Genomic DNA, 21,932 nt, shown 5'->3' with positions numbered 1-21,932 from the left:
GGAACAGGAGGGACAGATGAAACAGGCTCTGATTATTATCGACCTTATTAATGACATTACCGGGAAACACGGGCTGTCCAACGCCTGCCATGAGCAGACCGCCGCCCGTGACCTGATCACAGCCACACGGGAAACCGCCCGTCAGGCACGGCAGCGGGCGATCCCTGTAGTGTGGGTGCGGGTCGGGTTTGCGGATGACTGGCATGATATCCCTGCCGGATCACCGATGTTTCAGCGGGCAAAAGAGATTGGCGCCCTGAAACTGAGCGGCAGCGGTTGTGACTGGGCAGACGGTACTGATGTGCAGAAAGAGGATATCTGTTTTGTGAAAAAAGGCGTCAGTGCCTTTGCGGGAAATGATTTGCTGATCTGGCTGCGTAAAGCCGGAATCGAACACCTTGTTCTGGCTGGCGTCAGTACGGTAATGGCAATTCAGAGCACCGCGCGTTATGCCCACGACAGCGGGTTTTATGTCTCAGTGGCAGAGGATTTGTGTGCCGCCCCGACAGCGGAACTGCATCAGATAAGCCTGGAGATGCTCCGCCCGATGGCAGCTATCACCACATCCGCTGCCTGGCTGGCACAATAACGTGTCATTATCCGCGCAGTGATGCTGCGCGGATCTCTCTGTTTACCACAGCGACAACAGATAACGCAGCAGCGCAGTCACAATCGCGGCAGCCAGCACAATCACCAGGAACGGCTTTTTATACCACGTCAGTATTCCCGCAACCGCCACTCCGGCCATTTTCGGCCAGTCTGATAATTCCTGCCCGCTGAAAATCGTCATCGTTACCGCTACAGCAAACAGAATGACAATCGCCCCCGTGGAAAGCAGATTTTTAACGTGTGATGACACCGAGAAACGTCCGCTGAGCAGCGCTCCGGATGCCCGCATGGCATACGTACCGACCGCCAGCAGTGCGATCCCCGTCAGAACAGATAATGTATCCGGCATTATGCTCTCCTCAGGCTGACCACCAGCCCCAGCAGCGATAACAGTACCGGGATCCCCGGCGGTAAAAATGGCGTGGCGGCCAGGGCAATGACCGCCCCCGTCAGTGCGGCGCGGCGTGTTTTCACCTCACGCAGTGCAGGCAGACACAATGCCAGAATAATCGCCGGGAACATGGCATCCAGCCCCAGCACTTTGGTATCGACAATAAAGGTGCCGAGAAACTCGCCGATAATCGTCCCCAGCGGCCAGCACAGAAAAATCCCCAGCCCGCACAGCCAGAAGGCGGCTTTCTGTTTGTCTTTTTGTTTTTCTGCCAGACCGAACACCACACTCTCATCATTAAGAATATGGAAGCCCAGCAGCTTTTTCGGGCCTTTACCGGCAAGGTCATGCACCGCAAGGCTGAACGGCACATGACGGGCATTGACCAGCAACCCGGCCAGCGCCGCAGACACCGGACTGCCGCCGGCCGCCACAACGCCGATAAACAGAAACTCTGACGCCCCGGCCAGTACAACCAGGGACAGTGTCAGCGGGACCCAGAGCGGAAAACCGTTGGCATGCGCCAGCGCTCCGTAGGAAACGCCGACAATTAAATCCGCCACACAAACCAGCAAAATATTGCGGATCATGGCATTATCGAGTGGAATAGCGAGTTTCATTGCGATAGACTTATAAATTGAACGATACGTTCATTATGTCGAACGGTTTAAATTACGCAAGTGTTAATTCCGGGTTATTTCCGTTAACCAGCAGAGAGTGTATTTTATGGATTCACCTATCACCCCGCCCCTGCAGATTATGGCTGTCAGGCTGACTGAAGAGCGTCAGCGTCAGGGGCGTTCTATCGCTGATGTCGCACGCAGTGCCGGTATTGCCAAATCCACACTGTCGCAGCTGGAGTCAGCACAGGGAAATCCCGGAATCGAAACATTGTGGTCACTCTGCGTGGCACTGAACATCCCGTTTGCCAGTCTGTTTGAAACCCCGAAAAGCCGGGTAACCGTGCTGCGGCGCGGGGAAGGTATTCAGGTCAGTGCCGAGAATGCCTATTATCACGCCTTTCTGCTCTCCTCCGCCTCTGCGGTTAACCGGCGTGACCTCTACACCATCACCGCACAGCCCGGCAAAGACCGCGTTTCCGAGCCGCATATGGCACAAGTCACTGAACATATCCTGCTGATGACCGGCAGCGCCGTTGTCGGTACCCTTGATGAGCCCGCCACACTCCTGCCCGGTGACTATATTTCCTACCCCGGCGATGTCCCGCATATTTTCAAAGCGCTGGAGCCCGATACCACGGCGGTCATGATTATTGAGCACTGATTTTACGTATTTGCTATTCACAAATACTTACTTATCGCAAATAATGTAAAGCGGAGTTTATCATTTCGGGTATATTCCGCATCCGGTATCAGACTGCTCTGCCAGCACTGATACCGGTACAACGGGCTTACTAAGGAAAAACCATGCTTGATTTTAACCGTCAGAATTTAACTCATATGACAGCCGGTGCCCTGAAAAAACAACGGGGCTATTTGTGGATCGTCGCCATTCTTCTGCTGGCCGGTGGTGTGGCCTGTCTGATGAACCCGCTGATCTCCGGCGTCACACTCAGCTATATCATCGGGGGACTGCTCGTGATCAACGGGCTCTCCATGTTGTTTGTGACACTCAGCAGCCGGCTTTACAGCGGCGGCAGTAAGCTGTTTTCCGTTCTGGTTGCGGTGGCCTATCTCCTTCTCGGCTATGTTTTCCTGACCGAGCCGCTCACCGGGATGCTCAGTCTCGCTATTCTGCTCGCTATCCTGTTTATTGCCGGCGGGATCCTTCGCCTGGGCTCAGGTCTGCGTCAGATGTCTCAGGCCCGCGGCTGGCTGAACATTATTATCGGCCTGCTCGATCTGTTTATCGCTTATCTGCTGGTCGGTAACGGCCCGATTGTGTCTGTCACCCTGATAGCGACGCTGGTCGGTATTGAACTGCTGTTCAGTTCTTTCGGGCTGATCGCCGCCGCCTCTGTCCTGAAAAAGAATAATTAACCGCATCCCGTGGCGCGGGCAAATAATTTGCCGCGCCACATCCCCCTTTTTTCCTTTTTTTCCGCTTTTATCGCAACTTTACATACCCTTTCAGTACCCGTGCCTGAAAAATGGTACAGTATTCAATGTGATCCTATTTTTTTAACATTTTGCTGCTCACGAAGGAGTCTGTAAAACCACGTCACAGGAGATATTTTTTATGGAGCAACAACTGCGACTATGGCTGCAACAACAATTTGAACTCAGTAATGACTACGCCTCATGGGCAGCCATTACCGGCGTGATTGTTCTGATTCTGGCTATCGCTGTTATTCTGCATCTTGTCCTGCACAAAGGCCTGCTGCCGTATATTGAACGCCGTACCGGCGGCGCTCAGCGTCCGTGGGGGGCATTAATCACCCGCACCAAACTCTTTAACCGCTTTGCGTTTCTGATTCAGGGTATTGTCTTTAATATTCAGGCACTGGTCTGGCTGGGGCGCGGCTCTGCCGCACAGGAAATTCTCACCACCGGCGCACAGGCCTGGTGCCTGCTGTTCGGCATGCTGCTGTTGTTTTCAGTGATGGACATTCTTCTGAATCTCTCCCGCCATACGCCGTCGCTGAGCCGGCTTCCGCTGCGCGGTGTCATGCAGAGCCTGAAACTGATTATCGCGGTACTTTTCAGCATTCTGATAATTTCACTGCTGATCGGAAAATCCCCGCTGATTTTGCTGAGCGGACTCGGTGCCATGACCGCCGTCCTGATGCTGGTCTTTAAAGACCCGATCATGGGGCTCGTGGCCGGTATTCAGTTGTCGGTCAATGACATGCTTAATGTCGGGGACTGGCTGGAGATGCCGAAATACGGCGCGGACGGTGCAGTAACGGATATCGGGCTGACCACGGTCAAAGTACAGAACTGGGATAACACCATCACCACCATTCCGACTTACGCCCTGATTTCCGACTCCTTTAAAAACTGGCGGGGAATGACGGCATCCGGCGGACGGCGTATCAAACGCAGCATGAATCTGGATACCACCAGCATCCGTTTTCTGACGGATGAGGAAATCAGCCGGCTGCGTAAATCAAACCTGATTGCCGGTTATATCGATACCAAATTACAGGAAATCGCAGAATACAATGCGCAGGAGCCGGATGACACGCTGCTCAACCAGCGCCGGCTGACAAATATCGGGACATTCCGTGCCTATGCGGAGGCGTACATTAAAGCCAGTCCGCATATTCACAAAAAAATGACCACCATGGTGCGCCAGCTGGCACCGACACCGGACGGGCTGCCGGTGGAAATCTACGCCTTCACCAATGTGACGGCGTGGATAAGCTATGAGCAAATCCAGTCCGATATTTTTGATCATCTGTTCGCGATCCTGCCGCAATTCTGGCTGCGGGTGCATCAGACACCAACGGGCTTTGATATGCGCGGTATTGCCGCCCATTTAGCCCGTGAGTGTGAATCAGAACGCCGAACCGGGTTGTAACAGAAATTCCGCCTCTTCCGGGGTGGAATTCCGCCCCAGAATCTCATTGCGGTGCGGGTAGCGGCCGAAGCGGTCAATGATCGCTTTGTGCCGCCGCTCAAAATCCTCTGTGCTCTCATCAAGCCCTTTAAACAATAATTCTGCCTGCTGATGGATCAGTGCAGATTCCGAATGCATATACGGCATCAGCACAAATTTGCGCTGCACCGGAGGCAGCTGCAGATAATCCGGTGTTTTCACCGCTTCCTGCGCCAGTACCAGTGCCATCGGATCCTGTGCAAACGACCGTGCGTCATCGCGCCAGAGGTTACGGGAAAACTGATCCAGCACGAGGATCTCCGCCAGACGACCACCTATGCGGGCCCGCCAGCTGAAACACTCTCCGGCGGCTGCCTGTTCCCATACCTTAAGAAAACGGCGGCGGATCAGGTCATCAAATTGTGTGTCTTTCTTAAACCATTGTTCCGGTGTGGCTTCATTAAACCAGAAATCCAGAATCTGTTGTGCTTCCATCGTCAGGCTCCTTATCAGTCCGGCCATGAGGATCTCTCCCTTTGCCCGGCGGTCATATCACGGTATGCTGGGAAACCATTATTAGTTTAACGCATATATTGTCAATTATTTATCACAGGCCGATATTCATGGGAAAACTGTCCGCACACACCGCCACATTTTACGGCGTTCTGGCCATTCTGTTCTGGAGCACCATTGTCGGATTAATCAAACGGGTCAGTGAGGATTTCGGGCCCGCTTTCGGTGCGGCACTGATATACACCCTCGGGTCAGTGATGTTACTGCTGGTGACCGGATTTCCGGCCATCCGCCGCTGGCCGCGCCGCTATCTTATCTGGGGCACGCTGTTGTTTGTCAGTTATGAGATCTGCTTTATTCTGGCGCTCGGTTTTTCGCAGAACCGTCAGCAGGCAATTGAACTGGGTATGGTGAACTATCTTTGGCCTTCCCTGACCGTCGGGCTGGCTGTACTCATGGGCGGACAGCGTCTGCGTTTACCGCTGATAGCCGGTCTGGTGCTGGCAATACTCGGTATCAGCCGGGTGATCGGCGGTGAGAACGGATTATCATTCAGCTCTGTCGCAGCGAACGTTGCACTTAACCCGCTGAGTTACGGCCTCGCGTTTGCCGGTGCGGTGATCTGGGCCTTCTACAGTAATTTATCACGCAGGCTGGCGGACGGTAATAACGGAATTACCCTGTTTTTTATCATCACCGCCGTAATGTTATGGGTGGTGACCGCCTTTGACGGCATCACACTACCCGCTGAATTTTCCGTTTCGACCGTTGGTTTTCTGATCGCCGCCGCCGCCCTGTCCTGTGCGGCTAATGCACTCTGGACCGTTGCGGTTCTGCGCGGTAATGTCGCCCTGATAGGCACACTCTCTTATTTTACCCCGGTACTTTCCACCGCGTTTTCCGCATTATTACTCAGCACCGCTCTCTCCTTTTCATTCTGGCAGGGCGTGCTGATGGTCACCGGCGGTTCCTTATTATGCTGGCTCGCCACCCGCCGGAAATAACACAAAAATGAACCGGCAGATTTCCGGCGGAATATGCTAAATTAACACTATGCTATTATTGGTTGCCTGTCAGGAAATACGATGTCCAAAAAATTTAAACATAAACTGGTTAATTTATTTTTACAGCTTTATACCCGCCGCCGTGATTTTTCACACTCCGTCACGGCTTTTAAGCAGCTTGAGACGATCGACTTCCGCAATATTGTCATTTATTCGACAACCGCGCTCGGGGATTTTCTGATGAATACCCCGGCTATCCATGAAGTCAGAAAACGGTTTCCTGAAGCCAGAATTACCGTTGTTTCCGGCAATAAAATGGCGGCCTATATTCGTACCGGCATCGGTAAAGACTGGGATGACGTCGTCTGCTGGAACAGTAAAGTCAATACAGTGACTAAACTGGTCAGAGATTTGAAAGCGCACGGAACGCCGGATCTGGTGCTGATAATGCATTCACATAACCCGTATGATTACCTGAGTGCCATCATGACCGGGGCACCGTTTGTTTTCCGTTGTAATCATCCGGCAAATCCGTGTTCGCTTATTGAACCCTGGCTGACCAATTTCAGCGGTCATGGTCACCGCCATTCAGTACAGGCCCGCCTTGACCTGATTGCACCGCTCGGCTGCCGCTTTACTGAACAAAGTGTTGAGATGCATGTTCCGTGTGATGTGACAAAAGTACCGTCCTCCGTAAAACGGGTTGGTTTTCAGATGGGTGCATCCAGTGAAGAACGTCGCTGGCCGGTAGAAAACTTTGTGATACTTACACGCTATTTACTTACCCGTTACCGTGAACTCAATATTGTGCTGGTCGGCGCACCGAATGAAGTTCATTTATCCGATGCGTTTTTCAGTCTGCTTGAACCTGAATTTCACAGCCGGATTGAACCGCTGATCGGCAAAACCACTATCGAAGAATTAACTCAGGCCATCAATAACCTGGATCTGCTGGTCACGAATGATACCGGAACCATGCACCTGGCATTTGCGTTAAAAATCCCCAGTATCAGCATGCATGTCAGTACCTATCCGCAATTTACCGGCCCTTATCAGAATTATGAACTGCATAAGGTTATTTCCGGTTTCGCCTCAAAATTATTACAAAATGAGGGAGAGCATGAAATGTCATCCATTTCTGTGGATACCGTCATCGAAGCAACGGTTGAGTCATTGTCAGCACGGGGCATACTGCCGGTATCAGCAGAATAAGCAGCCGGAATAATCCCGGGTAAAAATACGTTCTCACGCCCGGCGGTAAAATACAGTAGACTGGCAGAAAAAGGAGGATTTATGTCAGAGAGTATGAAAAAACCGCGTATGACACAGGAAGAAGAGGACGAAATAGAGACCCTGACAAAAGGTCTGGTCATGCGGGATAAAATGAAACTGCCGAAGATTGACAGAGAAGTCGAGCAACAGCGTCCGGCGCATTTACGCCCGTGGTTCCGGGAACGTCTTAAATTCCACCGTGATGCAGCCAGAAACAGTTAACCATAAAACAGCGCCTGCCGGCAGCAGATAAACCGGCAGGCTGAAGAGGGTTATTTCGCCATCTCAATAATTTCTTTTGCTGTTTTACCCTGTAATTTTTCTTTCAGTCCCGCCATCATTTTGTCTTCATCACCACCGCTGGCAAATGCGACCTGGAAGCTGATTTTCGTAATAGCGCCTTTCAGTTCACGGGATTGTTCCGGACTCAGATCTTTTTCCATTTTAGCAATGGATTCCTGCGCTGTTTGCTGAGAAGACATATCCAGTGTTGCATCACCGCAAGCGGTGAGTGCAAAAGAGAGGGCGATAACTGCCAGTAATTTTTTCATTTTCCACCTCGTTAATAATATCTGCGGTATTTTACATTGCCGGACAGATAAAACCATGTTTATTACCGGCGGAGTTCACCGTTTATTAGCCCCTGTGCTCATATCCTCAATCCGGGGAAGTTCTGTCATTCTGATGGGTTTCATTACAGAAATCGTTAAGTAAACGTTTATCAGCCTTCAGTATCAGAATTCCTTCCGGATACCGGTCAGGCAACCGTAAAAAACGGCTGGCAGCCGGGCGGATTTATTCTGCCGGCACTGAATATTATCCGCTGTCCGGGCAATTAATGATTACATTCCGGTTATGACTGATACCGCAGGCTGGTGATAATTATCCGTCTGTACATTATTCTGATATCCGTCATAAAATAACAAAATTAGGAATTGACTGTTATTTATTCTCTGTTTTTTACACATGAACCGGTTACTATAAAAGAGTATCTTCTGATTTACGGAGGTAACCAATGTCATCATATACAGAACATATCATTACAGCGCACATCCAGTGCGATACGGAAGATGTGCTGTTGCCGCTGTTAAAAGAGCTGACTGACAAGCAGATGCTGGGTGGCTGGCGGTTGCGCAAACATGAAATACTGCCTGCCGGTGCCCCATCCCCGTGGTATCTGCTGAAAGATAATGCGCAGATTGCATTGCTGCCGACACATCCTTTCGCCGCTGTTTCTGTCGCTGATGCTGTTGTTGCGGAAGAAGCCGAAATCAAGGCGCATAATGACCGGATTGAACATCTCAGCAATGCGATAAATTCCACTTACGGAATTTTATATTGCCATCTTTCTTTTAAAACACTGACAGTATAAAAATCTGAGATGGTATACCGGGATTGTTACGTATTTCCCGATTATTCTGATACAGGCGGTTCCCGAACAGGACTATGTTGTAACACGCCTATTGTTCAGGAGTTTACAAGATGAAAATGAATATTAAGAGAGTCAGCACAGTGACTTTGTCTGCCGTTCTGCTGTTCGCTGTGGCCGGTTGCGCCAATATGTCAAAGCGTGACCGGAATACGGCTATCGGCGCGGGTGTAGGTGCTGTCGGTGGTGCTGTCCTGACTGACGGCAGTGCGCTGGGAACAGTCGGCGGTGCGGCAATCGGCGGACTCATCGGCCACCAGGTGGGTAAAAAATAATTTCCGGAGCCGGCATACCGCCGGCTCTTTCATTCCTTGCCTGCTTTATACCGGTAATGCCCGGTGATTTTCCAGCTGAACAACACATCCTCACTCACCTGTCCGCCGCCGATATTATGCATGATCAGCGGATTCCCGCTGCGTTCTGCTGTTTTATCAGTCACAATGCCAATGTGCGGACGGCCGTTATCCAGCTGCCAGGTCACAATATCACCGGGTACATAATCCGTTGCATTGCGTGTGACCGGTTTGGTTTCCCCTTTCCGGCTGAAAAAAACCATCAGGTTAGGCACCCGGCGGTGATCAATATTGGTATCCGGCTGGGTTTGTCCCCATAATTTACGGCCCGGATAACGGGAAAACGCCGTTTTGATATCTTCGTGAACCTCTTTTTGCAGATCGATACCCATTTTCCGGTAACTGCGGATCACCACATCCGAACATACCCCTTTCAGGGGAGAAACATCGCCGCCGGGATAGGCAATTTTTTCATAGGACGGATCATACAATACCAGCCTGTCAAGCTGCTGAGCAGCCTGACTCAGGGATTCCGCGCTGTAACCGGCAGGTATTATCACAGTAAACAGCAAAGCAGTGCATACTGCGGTAATCGTGTTGCGCATTCTTTCCTCCGCAATGACTCAGAAAATCCCGTTGTTACCCCAGATATAACGTAATACCCCGGCAGCATCCTGCGGACTGAGCTGTAATATACTCTGGTACAGCGCTGCTTTTATTTCGCAGGCCAGAATGGCATCTTTTTCCAGCGTTTCCGCCTCTTCTTCATCAAGCAAACCACCATAGGTATAGCGCAACCGGAGAAAGATACTGAGATATATTGCGTCAGTTTCTGCCGGAGATAAACCCGGCGCCGCTTTTTTCAGGGGAGAAATATTAATTAGGGTTCCGGTATCCGGCTCTGCCGGATAAATAAAACTGAAACAACGCAGCCCGGAAGGATCTTTTTCCATAGTACAGTCAAACAATGCCAGCCGGTTTACAGCATATTGCAGTATCAGCTCATCAGGTGTTTGCTGCAGTAATGCTTTCCGTTCCGTTGTATCAGCGGAATACATTTCCCGGTAAAAATTCCGCAGTGTAATGCCGGATAAAAGATAATATTTCCCGGAAAGATTACTGCACCTTACCTCAGCAGCAACGGGTTTCAGTGCCGGAAAAAAAATAAGAAGAAAAAACAAAAAGAAGGCAAAAAAACACACCGTCATGCGCTGCAGGAATATAACAGTCAATACCCTGTCAACCCCCGGCAGCGGGGTAAAATATCCGGGTAAAACACCTGCCGGGCTCTGCGCTGTCATATCAGAAAATTACCGGCACTATTCCAGCACCAGCTTATCCTGCCCGGCCCGTTCCGCCCAGACATTGTATTCTCTGACCAGCGCCATCACTTCATTATTGGAATCTTTCATTTCCCGCATATGCGCCTGGAGTTTTTTCAGATCGCCGGGAAACTCCCGCTGAATTTGCAGTGTTTTTATCCGCAGACGCTGCATCTCTTTATTTCGCCTTTCCAGTGCAGCCATCAGCATATCCCTGATTTGATTACACTGCGCAATAGCTTCAGAATCAAATTCTGAATATTCCCGCATATCGTCGTTGTCAGTCATAAAAAAGATTACCCTTATCTGCAATATACCGGACACCGATTATAGCGTTTTACCCGCATGATTGCCCCCGCACCTTCGGCCTGAGAGAAAGATTACACCCTGTTTCTCCGGCATAATATTTTCACCGGCAGCGAAATTCACCGGTTACGCATCTGATAATTAAAAAAGGTAAAAATGACGCTGTCTGTATCCGGAATAATACTGCCGGTCAGGCTGCCTTTACCGCAATCCATTGTCCACATCCGACTGTTGGCTGAATCCCGCCGTTCAGGGTTCTTATGATCCCGTTACACGTCGGCACCAGGTCAGACTGGTGTTAACAAAAGCAATAATATTATTATATTACAAACGCTTATGCCGAACACTGATTGTCTGACAACAGAGAGGATTGTAACACCGCATATTTCAATGTATTTCTCCCTTTTCCCGCAATATAATGAAAAAAATTATGCTTTCCATCCAAATAAATAGCATAGGAATAGTATGGTGTTACGATAGTTTTACACAAAACAACGCAGTTTCAGACTGTCTTTCAGAAAAGCGTTAAATGGCGGAGATCACCACCATGGCCGTGAAAAAAATAAAAGTTGGATTGATTGTTGACGAATTTTTCGGGGCATTGAATACCCGGTTTGGTGGTTATGGGTACCTGGCCAGATACTACATGGCGAAATATCTTCCGAATGAAGAATTTGAGTTTGACATTTTACTGGGCAAAGGTAAAAGCCATTTTTTTGCAGAAAATTATACTGCGGACGCGGTTAATTTATATAAATTACCGCGACGAAATTGGTTTGCAAAACAATGGTTAAAGAAAAAAAATTATGACCTGTATTTCAGTGTGGAACTGACATACGAACACGTGATAAAAAATGAACCTGATCCGAATAAAAAACTGATTTTGTGGATACAGGATCCCCGCCCGATGTATGAATGGGATGAAATTTTCACCGTTAAGCTTATTTCTGAAACGTCATATTACAATCAGCGGATTTATGATCTTGTTCATGATTGGTATAAACAAGACAGGGTTAAATTTGTTACACAGGCAAGATGTCTGAATCAAAAAGCCATTGACCTGTACCATCTGGATTCGGATGTTGATATTACTTTTTTGCCAAACCCTATTGATATTGATTATAATTTTGATGTCACGACCTTTCATAAAAAGGATAATATCGTTTTTTTAGGCCGTATTGCATCTGTAAAACGCGGATGGATGTTCTGTGAAATAGCAAAAAATATGCCGCAGTACAACTTCTTTGTTTTAGGTAAAATATTCCGTGATGATGATAAAAATCACGAGATTATGAAGGAATATGAAAATATTCCAAACCTGCACTTTACGGGTCATGTCGAAGGTGAAGAGAAAAATAAATACCTTCGTGAGGCAAAAATCCTTGTAAATACCTCGATTCATGAAGCATTGCCGGTTTCCTTCCTCGAAGCGTTATCATTCGGAACGTTACTGGTCAGCAACCGTAACCCGGACGAATTAACCTCTAAATTCGGCATTGATGTCGGTGAAGTGCTTGGTGATGGATTTGATAAAGTTGATTTATTTGTTGATGCTATTGATAAACTGATCACCGGTGAAGAAAACCGGAAGAAATTATCGGTTGAGGCAGTGGAATATATCAAAACCTATCATTCCGTCGATAAATTTGTTTCAGACACACATACCATAATCAGAAACGAACTTTAATAATGATATATTGCTCAGGATAGTATCCTGAGCAATAATCCTCGCCATACAGCAGATGCTTTAAAACGATCGGCACATATACAGATGGATTGTTTTGTCTTCAGCAAACACTGCAGATATATCACGGAGTAATTGTTCCAACATTACCTCCCCGTTCTCTTTAACTTTTATGATACTTTTTTTTGATTCCATTGCTAAGTTAGCGTAATTAATTTGCGATTCATGATCAAAACTTATAGCATAAGACTCAATGCTCTCACCGCCTTTTTTAATTTCCACCTCATTAAACTTTCCATTCACTAAATCTTGTAAATCATCAACATGACCATGAAGAACCTTTCCTTTTTCGGTATAAAATTTCAATTTCAGGTTATCAGGTATTCTGCCGGAAAAATTAATATTTCTCCCGGCGTGTGCTGCAAGGTATACATCATGTGACGTCTTTTGAGGAATATACAGACTAAAGTTTTTAAACTCTACTTTATATAATTGTTTATTTAGTTTATTTACTGAATGAACAGGGATATTAACCAGATCATTTTTTATTTTATCAAATTTCATAACGTATGTTTTTTCTGATGACATATCTGAACTGATATATACGTCAATATCTTTATTATACATTAATATGGACTGATTAAGGCTTTCACCGATATTTTTTAAGCTGCCGTCTTCTGGTTTGTATATACAAGCGAAACGGATTTCATTTGGTGAGCCAATAAGAACCACCCTTCTATCCTTACCCGCAAATTCAATCGGATAGTATTCATTATTTAACTTTATATAAAAACTGCCATTATCTGTAACGTAAATATTTTTATATTCAGGAATAGCGTGAACACCCAGCCCGGATATATCTATGCTCGCTACTTTTGTAGCATCGAATCTATCTGTAACTTTATTTTTATGTAAAATAAATTCATTTTTTTTAAAATCAACAAATATATTATCATTATTTCTATCTTTAATGCAGTAACGATGTTCACATTTATGAATATTCACAAAGTGATCATCGACTTTAATAAATCTATTTCCATCAGTATCATATCTTAATCCCTGATGGTCAGGCGCAGAAAGCTTGCCTGCATTCACGTTGTCAGAAATCATTTCTGGTAAGATGAGATCTTCTAACTCTTTAGATACATGAACAGAGGTTTTTCGCTCAAATAACCAGCGATTACCATCCCATTCAATCAGATAGCCATTTTTTTCAGGAAACTTCAGGTCATAAACTTCATAATGGATGCCATGTTTTGGTGTTACGACTGTTTTAACCGGAACCAGTTCACCGTTCATTTCAACATATTGTCCCCAGGAATAATGACCTGATTCACCTATCTTTTCCTGTGAATATATATTACCACTTCCATAGTAGTCCGGATTATTATTTCCCATTGGTGTATAATAGAATCCATCTTTTTTACTTACTTTTATTTCCTTTATAATATCAATCTGCTGATTACTGAAGACAGCGTGTTCATTATGCGTACTGAGATGCCATGTTCGTGATAAGGGCTCCATATAAACCGGGATAAATTCTTTTATCCCTGAGACTTTATTCACAACAATTTCATATTTACCGGCACCATTCTGATGAAGATCAAAATTAGCACCATGCAGCCTTATTTGCCGTTTTCCCTCACTGATTTCAACATTGAGTTTTGATGAATCAAAACTATCGGCATAACGCCATGAAAGGTTACTTTCATCAACAATAACTCTTCTTTCCAGCCGTTCCGGTTTTACCGCATCAGGGTGATACGTAAAAAATTCATTCGGTTTTTCAGTCGGTTTGAGATAAACCTCCCGTCCATTATCATTTACCGCGCCTTTCAGCTTCAGCAGAATTTCATTTTTGATGCCGGTATGCGGATTTCTGGTGTAAAACGCGGCTCTGTCCTGTGCCGGTGAAATATGAAGGAGTTCCATGGGCTTTATACGCCGGGAGGCTGTACGTGATGCAGTTTGATACGACAAACCACCATCATCAAGTGAGGTTAACACTTCCGCTTTAATCAACCTTCTGAATCGTTCAGCACATATATTATCCCCCTGATTTTGATAGTATTTTCGTCGCTTGGCATGCGCGATAATTTTCCCGATTAAAGGCTTAATCCCCAGTGTAAGAATGTCAGCCGCTATGTTAAGGCCATCCGCGGCTCCCCGTTCCTCCGGAGAAGGCCGGCCATCCGGATTATTATCATAAATCATACGGAATGGGTTTTCGGCTCTCTGGGCCTCGAATAAAAGCAATTTCCCCTGGTTTTCACCCTGTGCATCCAGCAATTCTTCTTCAAAAGCGCAGTGTTCTTTTATATGTTCTCCGGTTCGGGGATCCAGCTCCGGCATCAGTGCCCGCTTCGTTCGGTTTGCACCCGGACCGTCATTATCCAGACGGGCGGCAACCATTGGCATACCGGCAGCTTCCGCCCGCAGCCACAGTTCAGCGTTATTACCTTCATCAGCAGTCAGCTGCCCGTCAGATACCAGATACTGCACCACGCCGGAAATCAGTTCATTCTTCTTCTGCTCACCTGTAATAATATAACTGTCGCTTTTCAAATCCCGTGTGATAGCCGGCGTTACTGCCGGTTCTGTACCGGCCTGTGGCACGGGTGATGCATCCGCCGGCGGAAATCGCAATGGATCATACCGGGCGATAAAATGACCGGTTTCATGCAGTGCATTCATAACCGGATTTAGCATAGCAGTGAATCCGGTATCCCGGGAAACTGAAGGGAACACACTTCTCTCTGAGGTAAATACAGACATATTAGTGGTTGCTGCGGGCAAAATATCATCAAATCTTACCTGGCTTAACAGCATTAACAGCGGTGCAATTGCGCCTTGTCGCGCAGATGTGGTCTGGTCCGATGGTCCGCTCAGTTCTCCGTGAAAATTGACGACTCTGTCAATGCGGTGTCCTAAGTGGTGTATTTCATCCGGGATACCGGGGCAGTCCGGGTTTATGCCCTGAGTTTTTGTTGCGGAGTTTAGCCTGAAATTATTGTGAAGTTTATTCTGATAAGTTCCGGTTGACACTCTGTGCTGCGACGCTGATACCGGCATATAAACGCTCCTGCATGTGAAAATGATACACTCGCATATCCCGGCGGTATTGCTATCAATGAATTGCCCCATTACGGGGCATTTTTATAAAAAATATCGTGCTGAAAGTACATGTTGCCTGTGATAATCAGGCAAAAGAAGAAATGGACAAGGGTAACGCTGAGATTAATCGTGATGCCATGGGGATTCATGGCACTAATAGGGCATGTGCACTAATAAAAGCCGTCTGGTTATGCATCATATACAAAAGAAAAAACCCGCTAACTGGTTGAGAGTTAACGGGTCTTTATATGGTGCCGGCTACCGGAGTCGAACTGGTGACCTACTGATTACAAGTCAGTAGTTTTGTTGTTTAATCAATTAGATACCGCATTAAATTACGCTTTCACGTCCCAACAATTAAAAAGATTGAAAAGGTATAAAACACATAGAAAACCATTTGTGTCCCAAATTCGTCCCACCACAATCCCCCTGCTATACTCCCATCATCACCCACCACTCCGAAACCAACATGCATAACTGTTTTTTTATTCTCTATGATATATAAAATTAAACTTACATATTATATTTGCTGAACAAAAATTTGACCCCATAATGTGAAAGGTGACTACCACCATTATATAATCCACCATCACTATTAATTATCAAACATCCTTTTTCATCACAAAATGCATCTACAGGTCTTATTATTTTTATATTATTATTTTTTTTAATTAATCTATCTAAAGTATCACTCAACTCATTAGCAATTAACCATCCTTCTCTACTTTTATCATAAATTGTACTATCCGCGTTTATCTTAGAGCCATTTAACATTGAAAAATATATTTTTTTAACATCACCACTAACTGATGGAATAGGATAAATAATAATAACATCATGCCCCATATCAGATAATTTATTCACATTATCAGAAAATGATTTCCATACTAAATCAGCGTTAACTTTATCACCATAATTTATATTATTTTTACCATCTTCAATTGGATTTATTGTCTTTTTCTTTCCATTAATGAAAGCTGAATAATTTGCAGCTAAAACAATAGTTTTCTTATCCTTGAACCCATTTATTATATCCCACCGTCTTTTATTGACTTCAGTACATTCAGGGACATTTCCAAACCAAATATCATTAACGAACGGACATTGTTCATAAGTGAGAGATAATAATCCACGTCCCTGGCTATTTAATTTATTATTAAGATAATAGTCTAATGTCCCAGCGTAACTATCGCCTATTGTTACCCACGAAGCGTCTCCCGAAGTACATGCTTGATATGGGTCACGCAGATAACAGGAGTCACTAACCACACCACTTCTTAAATTAGCACCCAGGTTACCTTTCAGGCGCCTAAATTCAAGTTCATCGTAATTGTAATAAATATCCTGAACTTTCAATGGCAATCTGGATAAATCACCATTCTTCTTATTTATATATAAACAAAACAAAAGGATAGATAATAATGAAAAAACAATATAGCTTTTTTTTACCCAATTATATTTACTAACTCTAAGAGGTTTTTCTAGTAAATAATATGATGCTGTCGCGATAATAAATGCCAAGATTATCAAAAACAATCCGATTACATTTGTAACTTCTCCATATACTATCCTGAAAAAAACAAATATAGGTTGATGCCATAAATATAAAGAATATGAAACCATTCCAATAAAAACAATTGATTTCATTGACAGTATCTTTCTAATTATACTTTTCTCGCCAGAGCAAAGTATAATTGCACAGGTACCGATGACTGGGAACAACGTTAGCCATGATGGATGTTCCATATTATCGTTCATCAGAAAAATCGATAATATAATCAGCACCAGACCAACCATAGCTATGGAATTATTCTCACGTCTATTAATTAATGCTACAACTGTTCCAGAAAGTAACTCCCATGACCTAGATGGTAATAAAAAAAATGCAGCATCAGCATCATGCTTAGCCTGAAAAACTGATATTGCAAATGAAATAAGCCACAAAGCAATAATAATGTATAAGCTTTTGCTCTTTAAAATACGTATAATAAAAAGCAATACAACCGGAAATAGTAAGTAAAACTGCCACTCTACCGAAAGACTCCATGTGTGTAACAATGGTTTCATATCACTTGCTTCAGAAACATATGAGTCTTCATGATAAAAAAATACATTTGATATAAAAAACAATGTTGCAAACATTGATTTACCAAAAGATAAAAAACTATCAGGGAGAAGTATTTTGTATGCAACAAATGAAGACACAAGCAATACAAGTGATAATGCAGGAATTATTCTTTTTATTCGTTTAATATAAAAATCGAAAAATGAAAAATCACCAGAATTTGTAGATTTAACGATAATTGATGAAATTAAATATCCAGATAAAACGAAGAAAATATCGACACCAAGAAACCCACCTGGAGTCAAGGCATTTCCTAAGATTGAAATTTTTGCGTGGTAGGATAAAACAGCCAATACAGCTATGGCTCTTAGCCCGTCGAGTTCTGGCCTGTAATTTATATTTTGATTCATCACTGTCTGCATCATGAGCTAAAGTAGTTATTATCTCCATCAAACAATAATCGTCAACCATCTCAAAAAGATTTAGCCGCATCCGGTATCGCGTACAAAGAAAGACTCGGACTGCCGTATGATCTGTACGAAACAGAAAACCAGCAGCCCGAGCACTTGCGCCCGTACTTCAGAGAGAGACTGGAGCACTACAGGGAGAGCGGGAAAAGGTTTCCGCGCGGGTTTGAGTATGAGAAGGAGTAATCACGTCATGTTCATGCTGATCTATCTTTACAGGAATGGTAAACTCAGCCGGTTTTTTATCTACGGATAATTATAGATATTTTTTAAGGGTGGCTTGATGGGTGTCTTGAGGTTTTTGCTGGCTGTTTGTGTAGTGGTCGGACACACTCAGTTTTTTATGGGAAATGGTTTTATTGGAGGGCCGATAGCTGTTGAAATTTTTTTCATAATATCGGGATTTTACATGTCTCTAATTTTGAATGAAAAATATACTGGCAGCGGTTCGTACAAACTTTTCATTACAAATAGATTTTTAAAAATATACCCATCATACTTTTTTGTACTATTGCTAACAATAGTCATATCATTAGTTTATTTTAAATACACTAGCCATGCTTTGTATTTGCAGCCATATATCTCAAATATACAATCGATGCCAATACCGGCAACGATAATACTGTTCCTCTCTAACATCATTATTTTTGGTCAAGATATTGTTATGTTCCTTGGTGTTAACATTCCATCAGGAACAATTGAGTTTGTTAGTAACTTTAGGAATACTAATCCGCCATTATTTACATTTTTACTAATCCCGCAGGCTTGGAGTATATCAATTGAGCTAATGTTTTATGTTATAGCTCCGATGCTAGTTAGGCGTAGTGCTATTTTTATTACATCAATGATTATAGGTGGTTTGTTATTTAAGTATTTTTTTATTATTAATGAAATGGGGTTATCATGGGACCCGTGGACATATAGATTTTTCCCGTCTGAAATTGCCTATTTTTTGATAGGGTCACTATCATACAAAATCAACTGCGCCATTAAGAAAAATTACACACCTTTAGTAAAGTTAATATCTTTAATGCTATTTGTAACAATAATCGGCATGATAATTGAGTACAGAATGTATGTGTCAGATTATAGTTACATATATCTAATGATAGCTTCATTTATATCCATTCCATTTATATTTAATTTAACAAAAAAATCATCGATTGACAGATATATCGGAGAGCTATCTTATCCAATATACCTTATTCATTTTTTGGTAAGAGCAACACTTTCAGAGTACATAGATAGTTACAACCTATCTGCGTACAAAGCTGAAATAATAACCTTTGTAAGTATCTTAGCAGCAATTGCAATTGTCCATATCGTTATAAAGCCTATTGATAGATACAGGCAAAATAGAATGGTGAGATAAAAAAGTGGCCGATGCTAATTATCGGCCACTTTCATTTTATATCTATCTCCATGCTTGTATTAATACATCAACAGTTATAGATTGCACTATACTGCCAGTTGTAACATCTACTACTCTGGCGGCGGCTGTTTGGCTTCCGAACGTATCAAAATACACAGCATATTTAAACGGATTTGGTACAGAGAATCGATGAAAATCAGGAGTGCCAATAATATATTTTGCAGAGAATCCTATTTGAACCAGGTCCCCTGTTTTAACATTTATGATGTCAATATAGTCAGGGGTGTTTTTGATTTTATCAGTTCTAATGACTCTTCCATTGCCAAACACATCTATTTTAGTAAACGCCCCGCGTGGATCATTAAGATATACTGTTGCATCGCCAGCAACATAAAGATGCCTTATATTACTCCCTTCCCCTATTATTGATGGGTTATTAATATATACAGTTGCTGTATCCTGAATTCTAATGAGATAAGTATTAGAACTCCCACTTTCGCCGACAGGGGAAGCAAAGACTGGATAATTAAGAGTGACATCGGAACTTGAAACTATTGTTATCGCAGATTGATTTACGCCTAAATACCCAGAATCTTGTTCAAAATTAGGACAATTGAAAATAACTCCCTTGGATGCAAGACCAATAAGCACATGCCTCCCTCCAGTTGAACCTGAGTTATAATTATTAAAAACAACTCCCTTAACGCCAGCAATATTCAACCCTAATTCTTTTGAAGCTGAAGAATAGCAATTATTAAAAACATGCTGAATTAACCCTCCCGCTCCTGTGAGGTCAAATCCAATTCTACACTCATTTACCCTGACGTTATCCCATGTACATGAGAAATCACTACTTCCAGACTTATACCCAATATCAAATTTGTTAATATATAAATCGGATAATCTACAATTAATCATTCCTGATTTGCTATTACCATCAATACCACGTCCGGCTGTTGGCGATTCTGTGGCAATGGTCATTTTTGATATTTCGCCACCACGAACGATCTGAGATGACATCACAATGCCTGATTCGCCAGACGGGACATTAACTATAGTTGATTGGCTACCTGATCCGATTAGTCCGAACCCTGATTTCCATGTGAAGTTTCCCGTAAATGCCCCAGCCGGAACAGTAAACAGGACAGGGTTATCTGCCGTTGATATATGGTCGTTGATTGGCATTAAATCATCACCTGATACACCATACCCGCGAACACTGTTAAAGCGCCGCCAATCTTCCCTATCAAAAAATGACTTTAAGGTATCACCACCAACGCCAACCAAACTACCGTCACCGCTTATCAAATCAGACCTTAATGCCGCATCACCAACACCAATCCACGCCCCCATGCCAACACCGCCAGCAGACTCAGGCGTTGACCCGGCCTGAACCGTCTTTGGCAAATCACCATCCCAGCGGTAATATTCACCGGTAGTTTCATCACGCAGAATTTCATTGCGTTTTGTTATCTCTGCACCCTGCTGGAAGCTGTCCATCGGGATATAACCGGCAGCAATGATCGCCTGGTCAATATCAACCTTGAATCGCTCCATGAGTTGCTCGAATATCCAGCGCATGCCTTCGATAGTCATATGACAGCGACCAAACCGGTCCTTGTATTCGTGTTCCAGAGATGTCACGAACTCGTCAATTTTGCCTGAGTTAAATTCCAGATCGCGCGGTGCTTCACTCGGTACTGCATTTTGAGTAGGGATAGTAGCCATGTGCCTTTTCTTCCAATAAAAAAGCCAGCTCTGAGGCTGGCTTGTTGGTTTGAGTGCTATGTCAGACGTTATAGTCTGCTTTCGGTGCGAAATACTCGCTTGCGGTGATAGAGAATGTGCCGTCTGCGTCCGGTTTCTTGTCAGATACTACCCAGCGCATAGCATCCATTTCAGTGACGGTTGATATGATGTACCTGGACGGTGACTGAACATTATGGCCGTCATAGATATTGAGCTGAATATCAGGGATATCAGCAATAAAGCCTTTATCCGTATCAGTCCGTGCCTGTACCAGATACTCTCCGGATGAGTTTCCGAGGTGATCAGTAATGCTCACCACCATGTCACCGGAAAATTCAATACGCTCACTGGTGCTGAACACATTGCCGTTTCTGCCGGTGATGTGTCCGCCCTGCTGATTACTGTCGTAGCTGTCTGCCACCAGTACCATATCGCCTGGGTATACATAGTCACCGTCTGCCAGTGTTTGCAGACTGATACTTGTCCGCTGGCTGACCAGGCGATCCATTTCCAGCAGTGCGCGGTCAATGGCCTGATACTCGTTCCGGCATCCGTGCAGGGTGATTTTGTTCGGGCTTTTTGCTGCCCCCTTCACCACTGCTCCGTTTTCGATACGGTACTTCAGATAGGTTTTTTTGTTGGTACGCGGGTTAACGTATTCAACCTCAACGCCGTCATTCCCGCCCGGCAATGACATATCGTATGAGATACGGAAGTTATTACCGGTGATGTTTGACCGGTTAAACACCGCCGCCGGATATCTCCGCTCTTCCTCACGGGAAAATGTCAGCACGCCGTTATCAAAGAATGCCGTCACCCGCGCCACGTTGCAGATTGTCTC

22 protein-coding genes and 1 pseudogene are annotated in these 21,932 nt (G+C 44.6%); 12 read left to right on the top strand and 11 right to left on the bottom strand.

The window, feature by feature from the left end:
• The first annotated feature begins 16 nt into the window (after window positions 1-16).
• Window positions 17-589, top strand: a complete 573-nt coding sequence (locus U868_RS0117445; protein WP_025154419.1) for a cysteine hydrolase — start codon at window positions 17-19, stop codon at window positions 587-589.
• A 42-nt stretch (window positions 590-631) separates the two neighbouring features.
• Here U868_RS0117445 and U868_RS0117440 read toward each other — a convergent pair whose 3' ends face one another.
• Both U868_RS0117440 and U868_RS0117435 read right to left on the bottom strand, forming a co-directional pair.
• Window positions 632-958, bottom strand: a complete 327-nt coding sequence (locus U868_RS0117440; RefSeq protein ID WP_025154418.1) for an AzlD domain-containing protein — start codon at window positions 956-958, stop codon at window positions 632-634.
• Window positions 958-1,620 carry an AzlC family ABC transporter permease gene (locus U868_RS0117435; RefSeq protein WP_025154417.1) on the bottom strand — a complete coding sequence of 221 codons (663 nt, stop codon included), beginning with the start codon at window positions 1,618-1,620 and terminating at the stop codon, window positions 958-960. The genes U868_RS0117440 and U868_RS0117435 overlap by 1 nt, the downstream gene beginning before the upstream one ends.
• A 106-nt stretch (window positions 1,621-1,726) precedes the next feature.
• On the opposite strand from U868_RS0117435, the gene U868_RS0117430 reads away from it, so the two are divergent.
• From U868_RS0117430 to U868_RS0117420, 3 genes are all read left to right on the top strand, one after another.
• Window positions 1,727-2,284 carry a helix-turn-helix domain-containing protein gene (locus tag U868_RS0117430; protein WP_015422664.1) on the top strand — a complete coding sequence of 186 codons (558 nt, stop codon included), beginning with the start codon at window positions 1,727-1,729 and terminating at the stop codon, window positions 2,282-2,284.
• Between the two features lie 143 nt (window positions 2,285-2,427).
• The gene (locus U868_RS0117425) at window positions 2,428-3,000 is read left to right on the top strand and encodes an HdeD family acid-resistance protein (protein ID WP_025154416.1); all 573 of its coding nucleotides are present in this window, start codon (window positions 2,428-2,430) and stop codon (window positions 2,998-3,000) included.
• A gap of 199 nt (window positions 3,001-3,199) precedes the next feature.
• Complete coding sequence (locus tag U868_RS0117420) at window positions 3,200-4,483, top strand: mechanosensitive ion channel family protein (RefSeq protein ID WP_025154415.1); 1,284 nt, start codon at window positions 3,200-3,202, stop codon at window positions 4,481-4,483.
• Here U868_RS0117420 and U868_RS0117415 read toward each other — a convergent pair.
• On the bottom strand, window positions 4,460-5,023 hold the full coding sequence (locus U868_RS0117415) for a DUF924 family protein (RefSeq protein ID WP_430623537.1): 564 nt from the start codon (window positions 5,021-5,023) through the stop codon (window positions 4,460-4,462). The genes U868_RS0117420 and U868_RS0117415 overlap by 24 nt on opposite strands.
• Before the next feature lie 101 nt (window positions 5,024-5,124).
• Between U868_RS0117415 and yddG the strand changes: the two genes are divergently transcribed.
• The 3 genes from yddG to U868_RS0117400 all read left to right on the top strand — a co-directional run bounded on the left by yddG (window position 5,125) and on the right by U868_RS0117400 (window position 7,512).
• Window positions 5,125-6,018 (top strand): aromatic amino acid DMT transporter YddG, encoded by an 894-nt coding sequence (gene yddG / locus U868_RS0117410; protein ID WP_025154413.1) that lies wholly within the window; start codon window positions 5,125-5,127, stop codon window positions 6,016-6,018.
• Window positions 6,019-6,099: 81 nt separating this feature from the next.
• Entirely contained in the window at window positions 6,100-7,230 is a 1,131-nt protein-coding gene (locus U868_RS0117405) for a glycosyltransferase family 9 protein (protein ID WP_025154412.1), read from the top strand.
• 81 nt (window positions 7,231-7,311) lie between these two features.
• Window positions 7,312-7,512, top strand: a complete 201-nt coding sequence (locus tag U868_RS0117400) for a DNA polymerase III subunit theta (RefSeq protein ID WP_029991284.1) — start codon at window positions 7,312-7,314, stop codon at window positions 7,510-7,512.
• 50 nt (window positions 7,513-7,562) lie between these two features.
• Here U868_RS0117400 and U868_RS0117395 read toward each other — a convergent pair whose 3' ends face one another.
• Window positions 7,563-7,841 (bottom strand): DUF6694 family lipoprotein, encoded by a 279-nt coding sequence (locus U868_RS0117395; protein WP_025154411.1) that lies wholly within the window; start codon window positions 7,839-7,841, stop codon window positions 7,563-7,565.
• A 464-nt stretch (window positions 7,842-8,305) separates the two neighbouring features.
• Here U868_RS0117395 and U868_RS26015 point away from each other — a divergent pair, with 464 nt between their 5' ends.
• Together U868_RS26015 and osmB are read left to right on the top strand one after the other, a co-directional pair.
• Window positions 8,306-8,662 carry a hypothetical protein gene (locus U868_RS26015; RefSeq protein WP_025154410.1) on the top strand — a complete coding sequence of 119 codons (357 nt, stop codon included), beginning with the start codon at window positions 8,306-8,308 and terminating at the stop codon, window positions 8,660-8,662.
• 110 nt (window positions 8,663-8,772) lie between these two features.
• Complete coding sequence (osmB, locus tag U868_RS0117385) at window positions 8,773-8,994, top strand: osmotically-inducible lipoprotein OsmB (RefSeq protein ID WP_025154409.1); 222 nt, start codon at window positions 8,773-8,775, stop codon at window positions 8,992-8,994.
• 29 nt (window positions 8,995-9,023) lie between these two features.
• Here the strand turns inward: osmB and U868_RS0117380 are convergent, their stop codons facing one another.
• The 3 genes from U868_RS0117380 to U868_RS0117370 all read right to left on the bottom strand — a co-directional run bounded on the left by U868_RS0117380 (window position 9,024) and on the right by U868_RS0117370 (window position 10,622).
• Window positions 9,024-9,617, bottom strand: a complete 594-nt coding sequence (locus tag U868_RS0117380) for a DUF1287 domain-containing protein (protein ID WP_025154408.1) — start codon at window positions 9,615-9,617, stop codon at window positions 9,024-9,026.
• A gap of 18 nt (window positions 9,618-9,635) precedes the next feature.
• Window positions 9,636-10,070, bottom strand: a complete 435-nt coding sequence (locus U868_RS0117375; RefSeq protein WP_029991280.1) for a hypothetical protein — start codon at window positions 10,068-10,070, stop codon at window positions 9,636-9,638.
• A 261-nt stretch (window positions 10,071-10,331) separates the two neighbouring features.
• The gene (locus U868_RS0117370) at window positions 10,332-10,622 is read right to left on the bottom strand and encodes a hypothetical protein (RefSeq protein WP_025154406.1); all 291 of its coding nucleotides are present in this window, start codon (window positions 10,620-10,622) and stop codon (window positions 10,332-10,334) included.
• A 547-nt stretch (window positions 10,623-11,169) separates the two neighbouring features.
• Between U868_RS0117370 and U868_RS0117360 the strand changes: the two genes are divergently transcribed.
• A complete protein-coding gene (locus U868_RS0117360; RefSeq protein WP_240182738.1) occupies window positions 11,170-12,327 on the top strand; it encodes a glycosyltransferase family 4 protein in 1,158 nt (385 codons plus the stop codon).
• 60 nt (window positions 12,328-12,387) lie between these two features.
• Here the strand turns inward: U868_RS0117360 and U868_RS24165 are convergent, their stop codons facing one another.
• Together U868_RS24165 and U868_RS0117345 are read right to left on the bottom strand one after the other, a co-directional pair.
• Entirely contained in the window at window positions 12,388-15,396 is a 3,009-nt protein-coding gene (locus U868_RS24165; RefSeq protein ID WP_162817254.1) for a putative adhesin, read from the bottom strand.
• A 555-nt stretch (window positions 15,397-15,951) separates the two neighbouring features.
• Window positions 15,952-17,913 (bottom strand): acyltransferase family protein, encoded by a 1,962-nt coding sequence (locus U868_RS0117345; RefSeq protein ID WP_025154403.1) that lies wholly within the window; start codon window positions 17,911-17,913, stop codon window positions 15,952-15,954.
• A 54-nt stretch (window positions 17,914-17,967) separates the two neighbouring features.
• Between U868_RS0117345 and U868_RS24660 the strand changes: the two are divergent.
• Both U868_RS24660 and U868_RS0117340 read left to right on the top strand, forming a co-directional pair.
• A pseudogene (locus U868_RS24660) lies at window positions 17,968-18,156 on the top strand (DNA polymerase III subunit theta); the annotation flags it as partial.
• Window positions 18,157-18,253: 97 nt separating this feature from the next.
• A complete protein-coding gene (locus tag U868_RS0117340) occupies window positions 18,254-19,342 on the top strand; it encodes an acyltransferase family protein (RefSeq protein ID WP_025154402.1) in 1,089 nt (362 codons plus the stop codon).
• Between the two features lie 42 nt (window positions 19,343-19,384).
• Here the strand turns inward: U868_RS0117340 and U868_RS0117335 are convergent, their stop codons facing one another.
• Both U868_RS0117335 and U868_RS0117330 read right to left on the bottom strand, forming a co-directional pair.
• The gene (locus tag U868_RS0117335; protein WP_025154401.1) at window positions 19,385-21,070 is read right to left on the bottom strand and encodes a hypothetical protein; all 1,686 of its coding nucleotides are present in this window, start codon (window positions 21,068-21,070) and stop codon (window positions 19,385-19,387) included.
• 61 nt (window positions 21,071-21,131) lie between these two features.
• Window positions 21,132-21,932: host specificity factor TipJ family phage tail protein (locus U868_RS0117330; protein ID WP_025154400.1), on the bottom strand; the 801-nt coding region annotated here is incomplete at its 5' end.

This window comes from Morganella morganii H1r (assembly GCF_000633515.1).
Taxonomy (GTDB): domain Bacteria; phylum Pseudomonadota; class Gammaproteobacteria; order Enterobacterales; family Enterobacteriaceae; genus Morganella; species Morganella morganii_B.
The sequence above is the reverse complement of the archived record's forward strand: the minus strand, read 5'-3'. Positions and strand labels throughout refer to the sequence as shown.

Bases quoted from the DNA above. Each gene is read 5' to 3' on its own strand.
- U868_RS0117445 (WP_025154419.1), top strand. From the start codon at position 17: ATGAAACAGGCTCTGATTATTATCGACCTTATTAATGACATTACCGGG.
- U868_RS0117440 (WP_025154418.1), bottom strand. From the start codon at position 958: ATGCCGGATACATTATCTGTTCTGACGGGGATCGCACTGCTGGCGGTC.
- U868_RS0117435 (WP_025154417.1), bottom strand. From the start codon at position 1,620: ATGAAACTCGCTATTCCACTCGATAATGCCATGATCCGCAATATTTTG.
- U868_RS0117430 (WP_015422664.1), top strand. From the start codon at position 1,727: ATGGATTCACCTATCACCCCGCCCCTGCAGATTATGGCTGTCAGGCTG.
- U868_RS0117425 (WP_025154416.1), top strand. From the start codon at position 2,428: ATGCTTGATTTTAACCGTCAGAATTTAACTCATATGACAGCCGGTGCC.
- U868_RS0117420 (WP_025154415.1), top strand. From the start codon at position 3,200: ATGGAGCAACAACTGCGACTATGGCTGCAACAACAATTTGAACTCAGT.
- U868_RS0117415 (WP_430623537.1), bottom strand. From the start codon at position 5,023: ATGGCCGGACTGATAAGGAGCCTGACGATGGAAGCACAACAGATTCTG.
- yddG (WP_025154413.1), top strand. From the start codon at position 5,125: ATGGGAAAACTGTCCGCACACACCGCCACATTTTACGGCGTTCTGGCC.
- U868_RS0117405 (WP_025154412.1), top strand. From the start codon at position 6,100: ATGTCCAAAAAATTTAAACATAAACTGGTTAATTTATTTTTACAGCTT.
- U868_RS0117400 (WP_029991284.1), top strand. From the start codon at position 7,312: ATGTCAGAGAGTATGAAAAAACCGCGTATGACACAGGAAGAAGAGGAC.
- U868_RS0117395 (WP_025154411.1), bottom strand. From the start codon at position 7,841: ATGAAAAAATTACTGGCAGTTATCGCCCTCTCTTTTGCACTCACCGCT.
- U868_RS26015 (WP_025154410.1), top strand. From the start codon at position 8,306: ATGTCATCATATACAGAACATATCATTACAGCGCACATCCAGTGCGAT.
- osmB (WP_025154409.1), top strand. From the start codon at position 8,773: ATGAAAATGAATATTAAGAGAGTCAGCACAGTGACTTTGTCTGCCGTT.
- U868_RS0117380 (WP_025154408.1), bottom strand. From the start codon at position 9,617: ATGCGCAACACGATTACCGCAGTATGCACTGCTTTGCTGTTTACTGTG.
- U868_RS0117375 (WP_029991280.1), bottom strand. From the start codon at position 10,070: ATGTATTCCGCTGATACAACGGAACGGAAAGCATTACTGCAGCAAACA.
- U868_RS0117370 (WP_025154406.1), bottom strand. From the start codon at position 10,622: ATGACTGACAACGACGATATGCGGGAATATTCAGAATTTGATTCTGAA.
- U868_RS0117360 (WP_240182738.1), top strand. From the start codon at position 11,170: ATGGCGGAGATCACCACCATGGCCGTGAAAAAAATAAAAGTTGGATTG.
- U868_RS24165 (WP_162817254.1), bottom strand. From the start codon at position 15,396: ATGCCGGTATCAGCGTCGCAGCACAGAGTGTCAACCGGAACTTATCAG.
- U868_RS0117345 (WP_025154403.1), bottom strand. From the start codon at position 17,913: ATGAATCAAAATATAAATTACAGGCCAGAACTCGACGGGCTAAGAGCC.
- U868_RS0117340 (WP_025154402.1), top strand. From the start codon at position 18,254: ATGGGTGTCTTGAGGTTTTTGCTGGCTGTTTGTGTAGTGGTCGGACAC.
- U868_RS0117335 (WP_025154401.1), bottom strand. From the start codon at position 21,070: ATGGCTACTATCCCTACTCAAAATGCAGTACCGAGTGAAGCACCGCGC.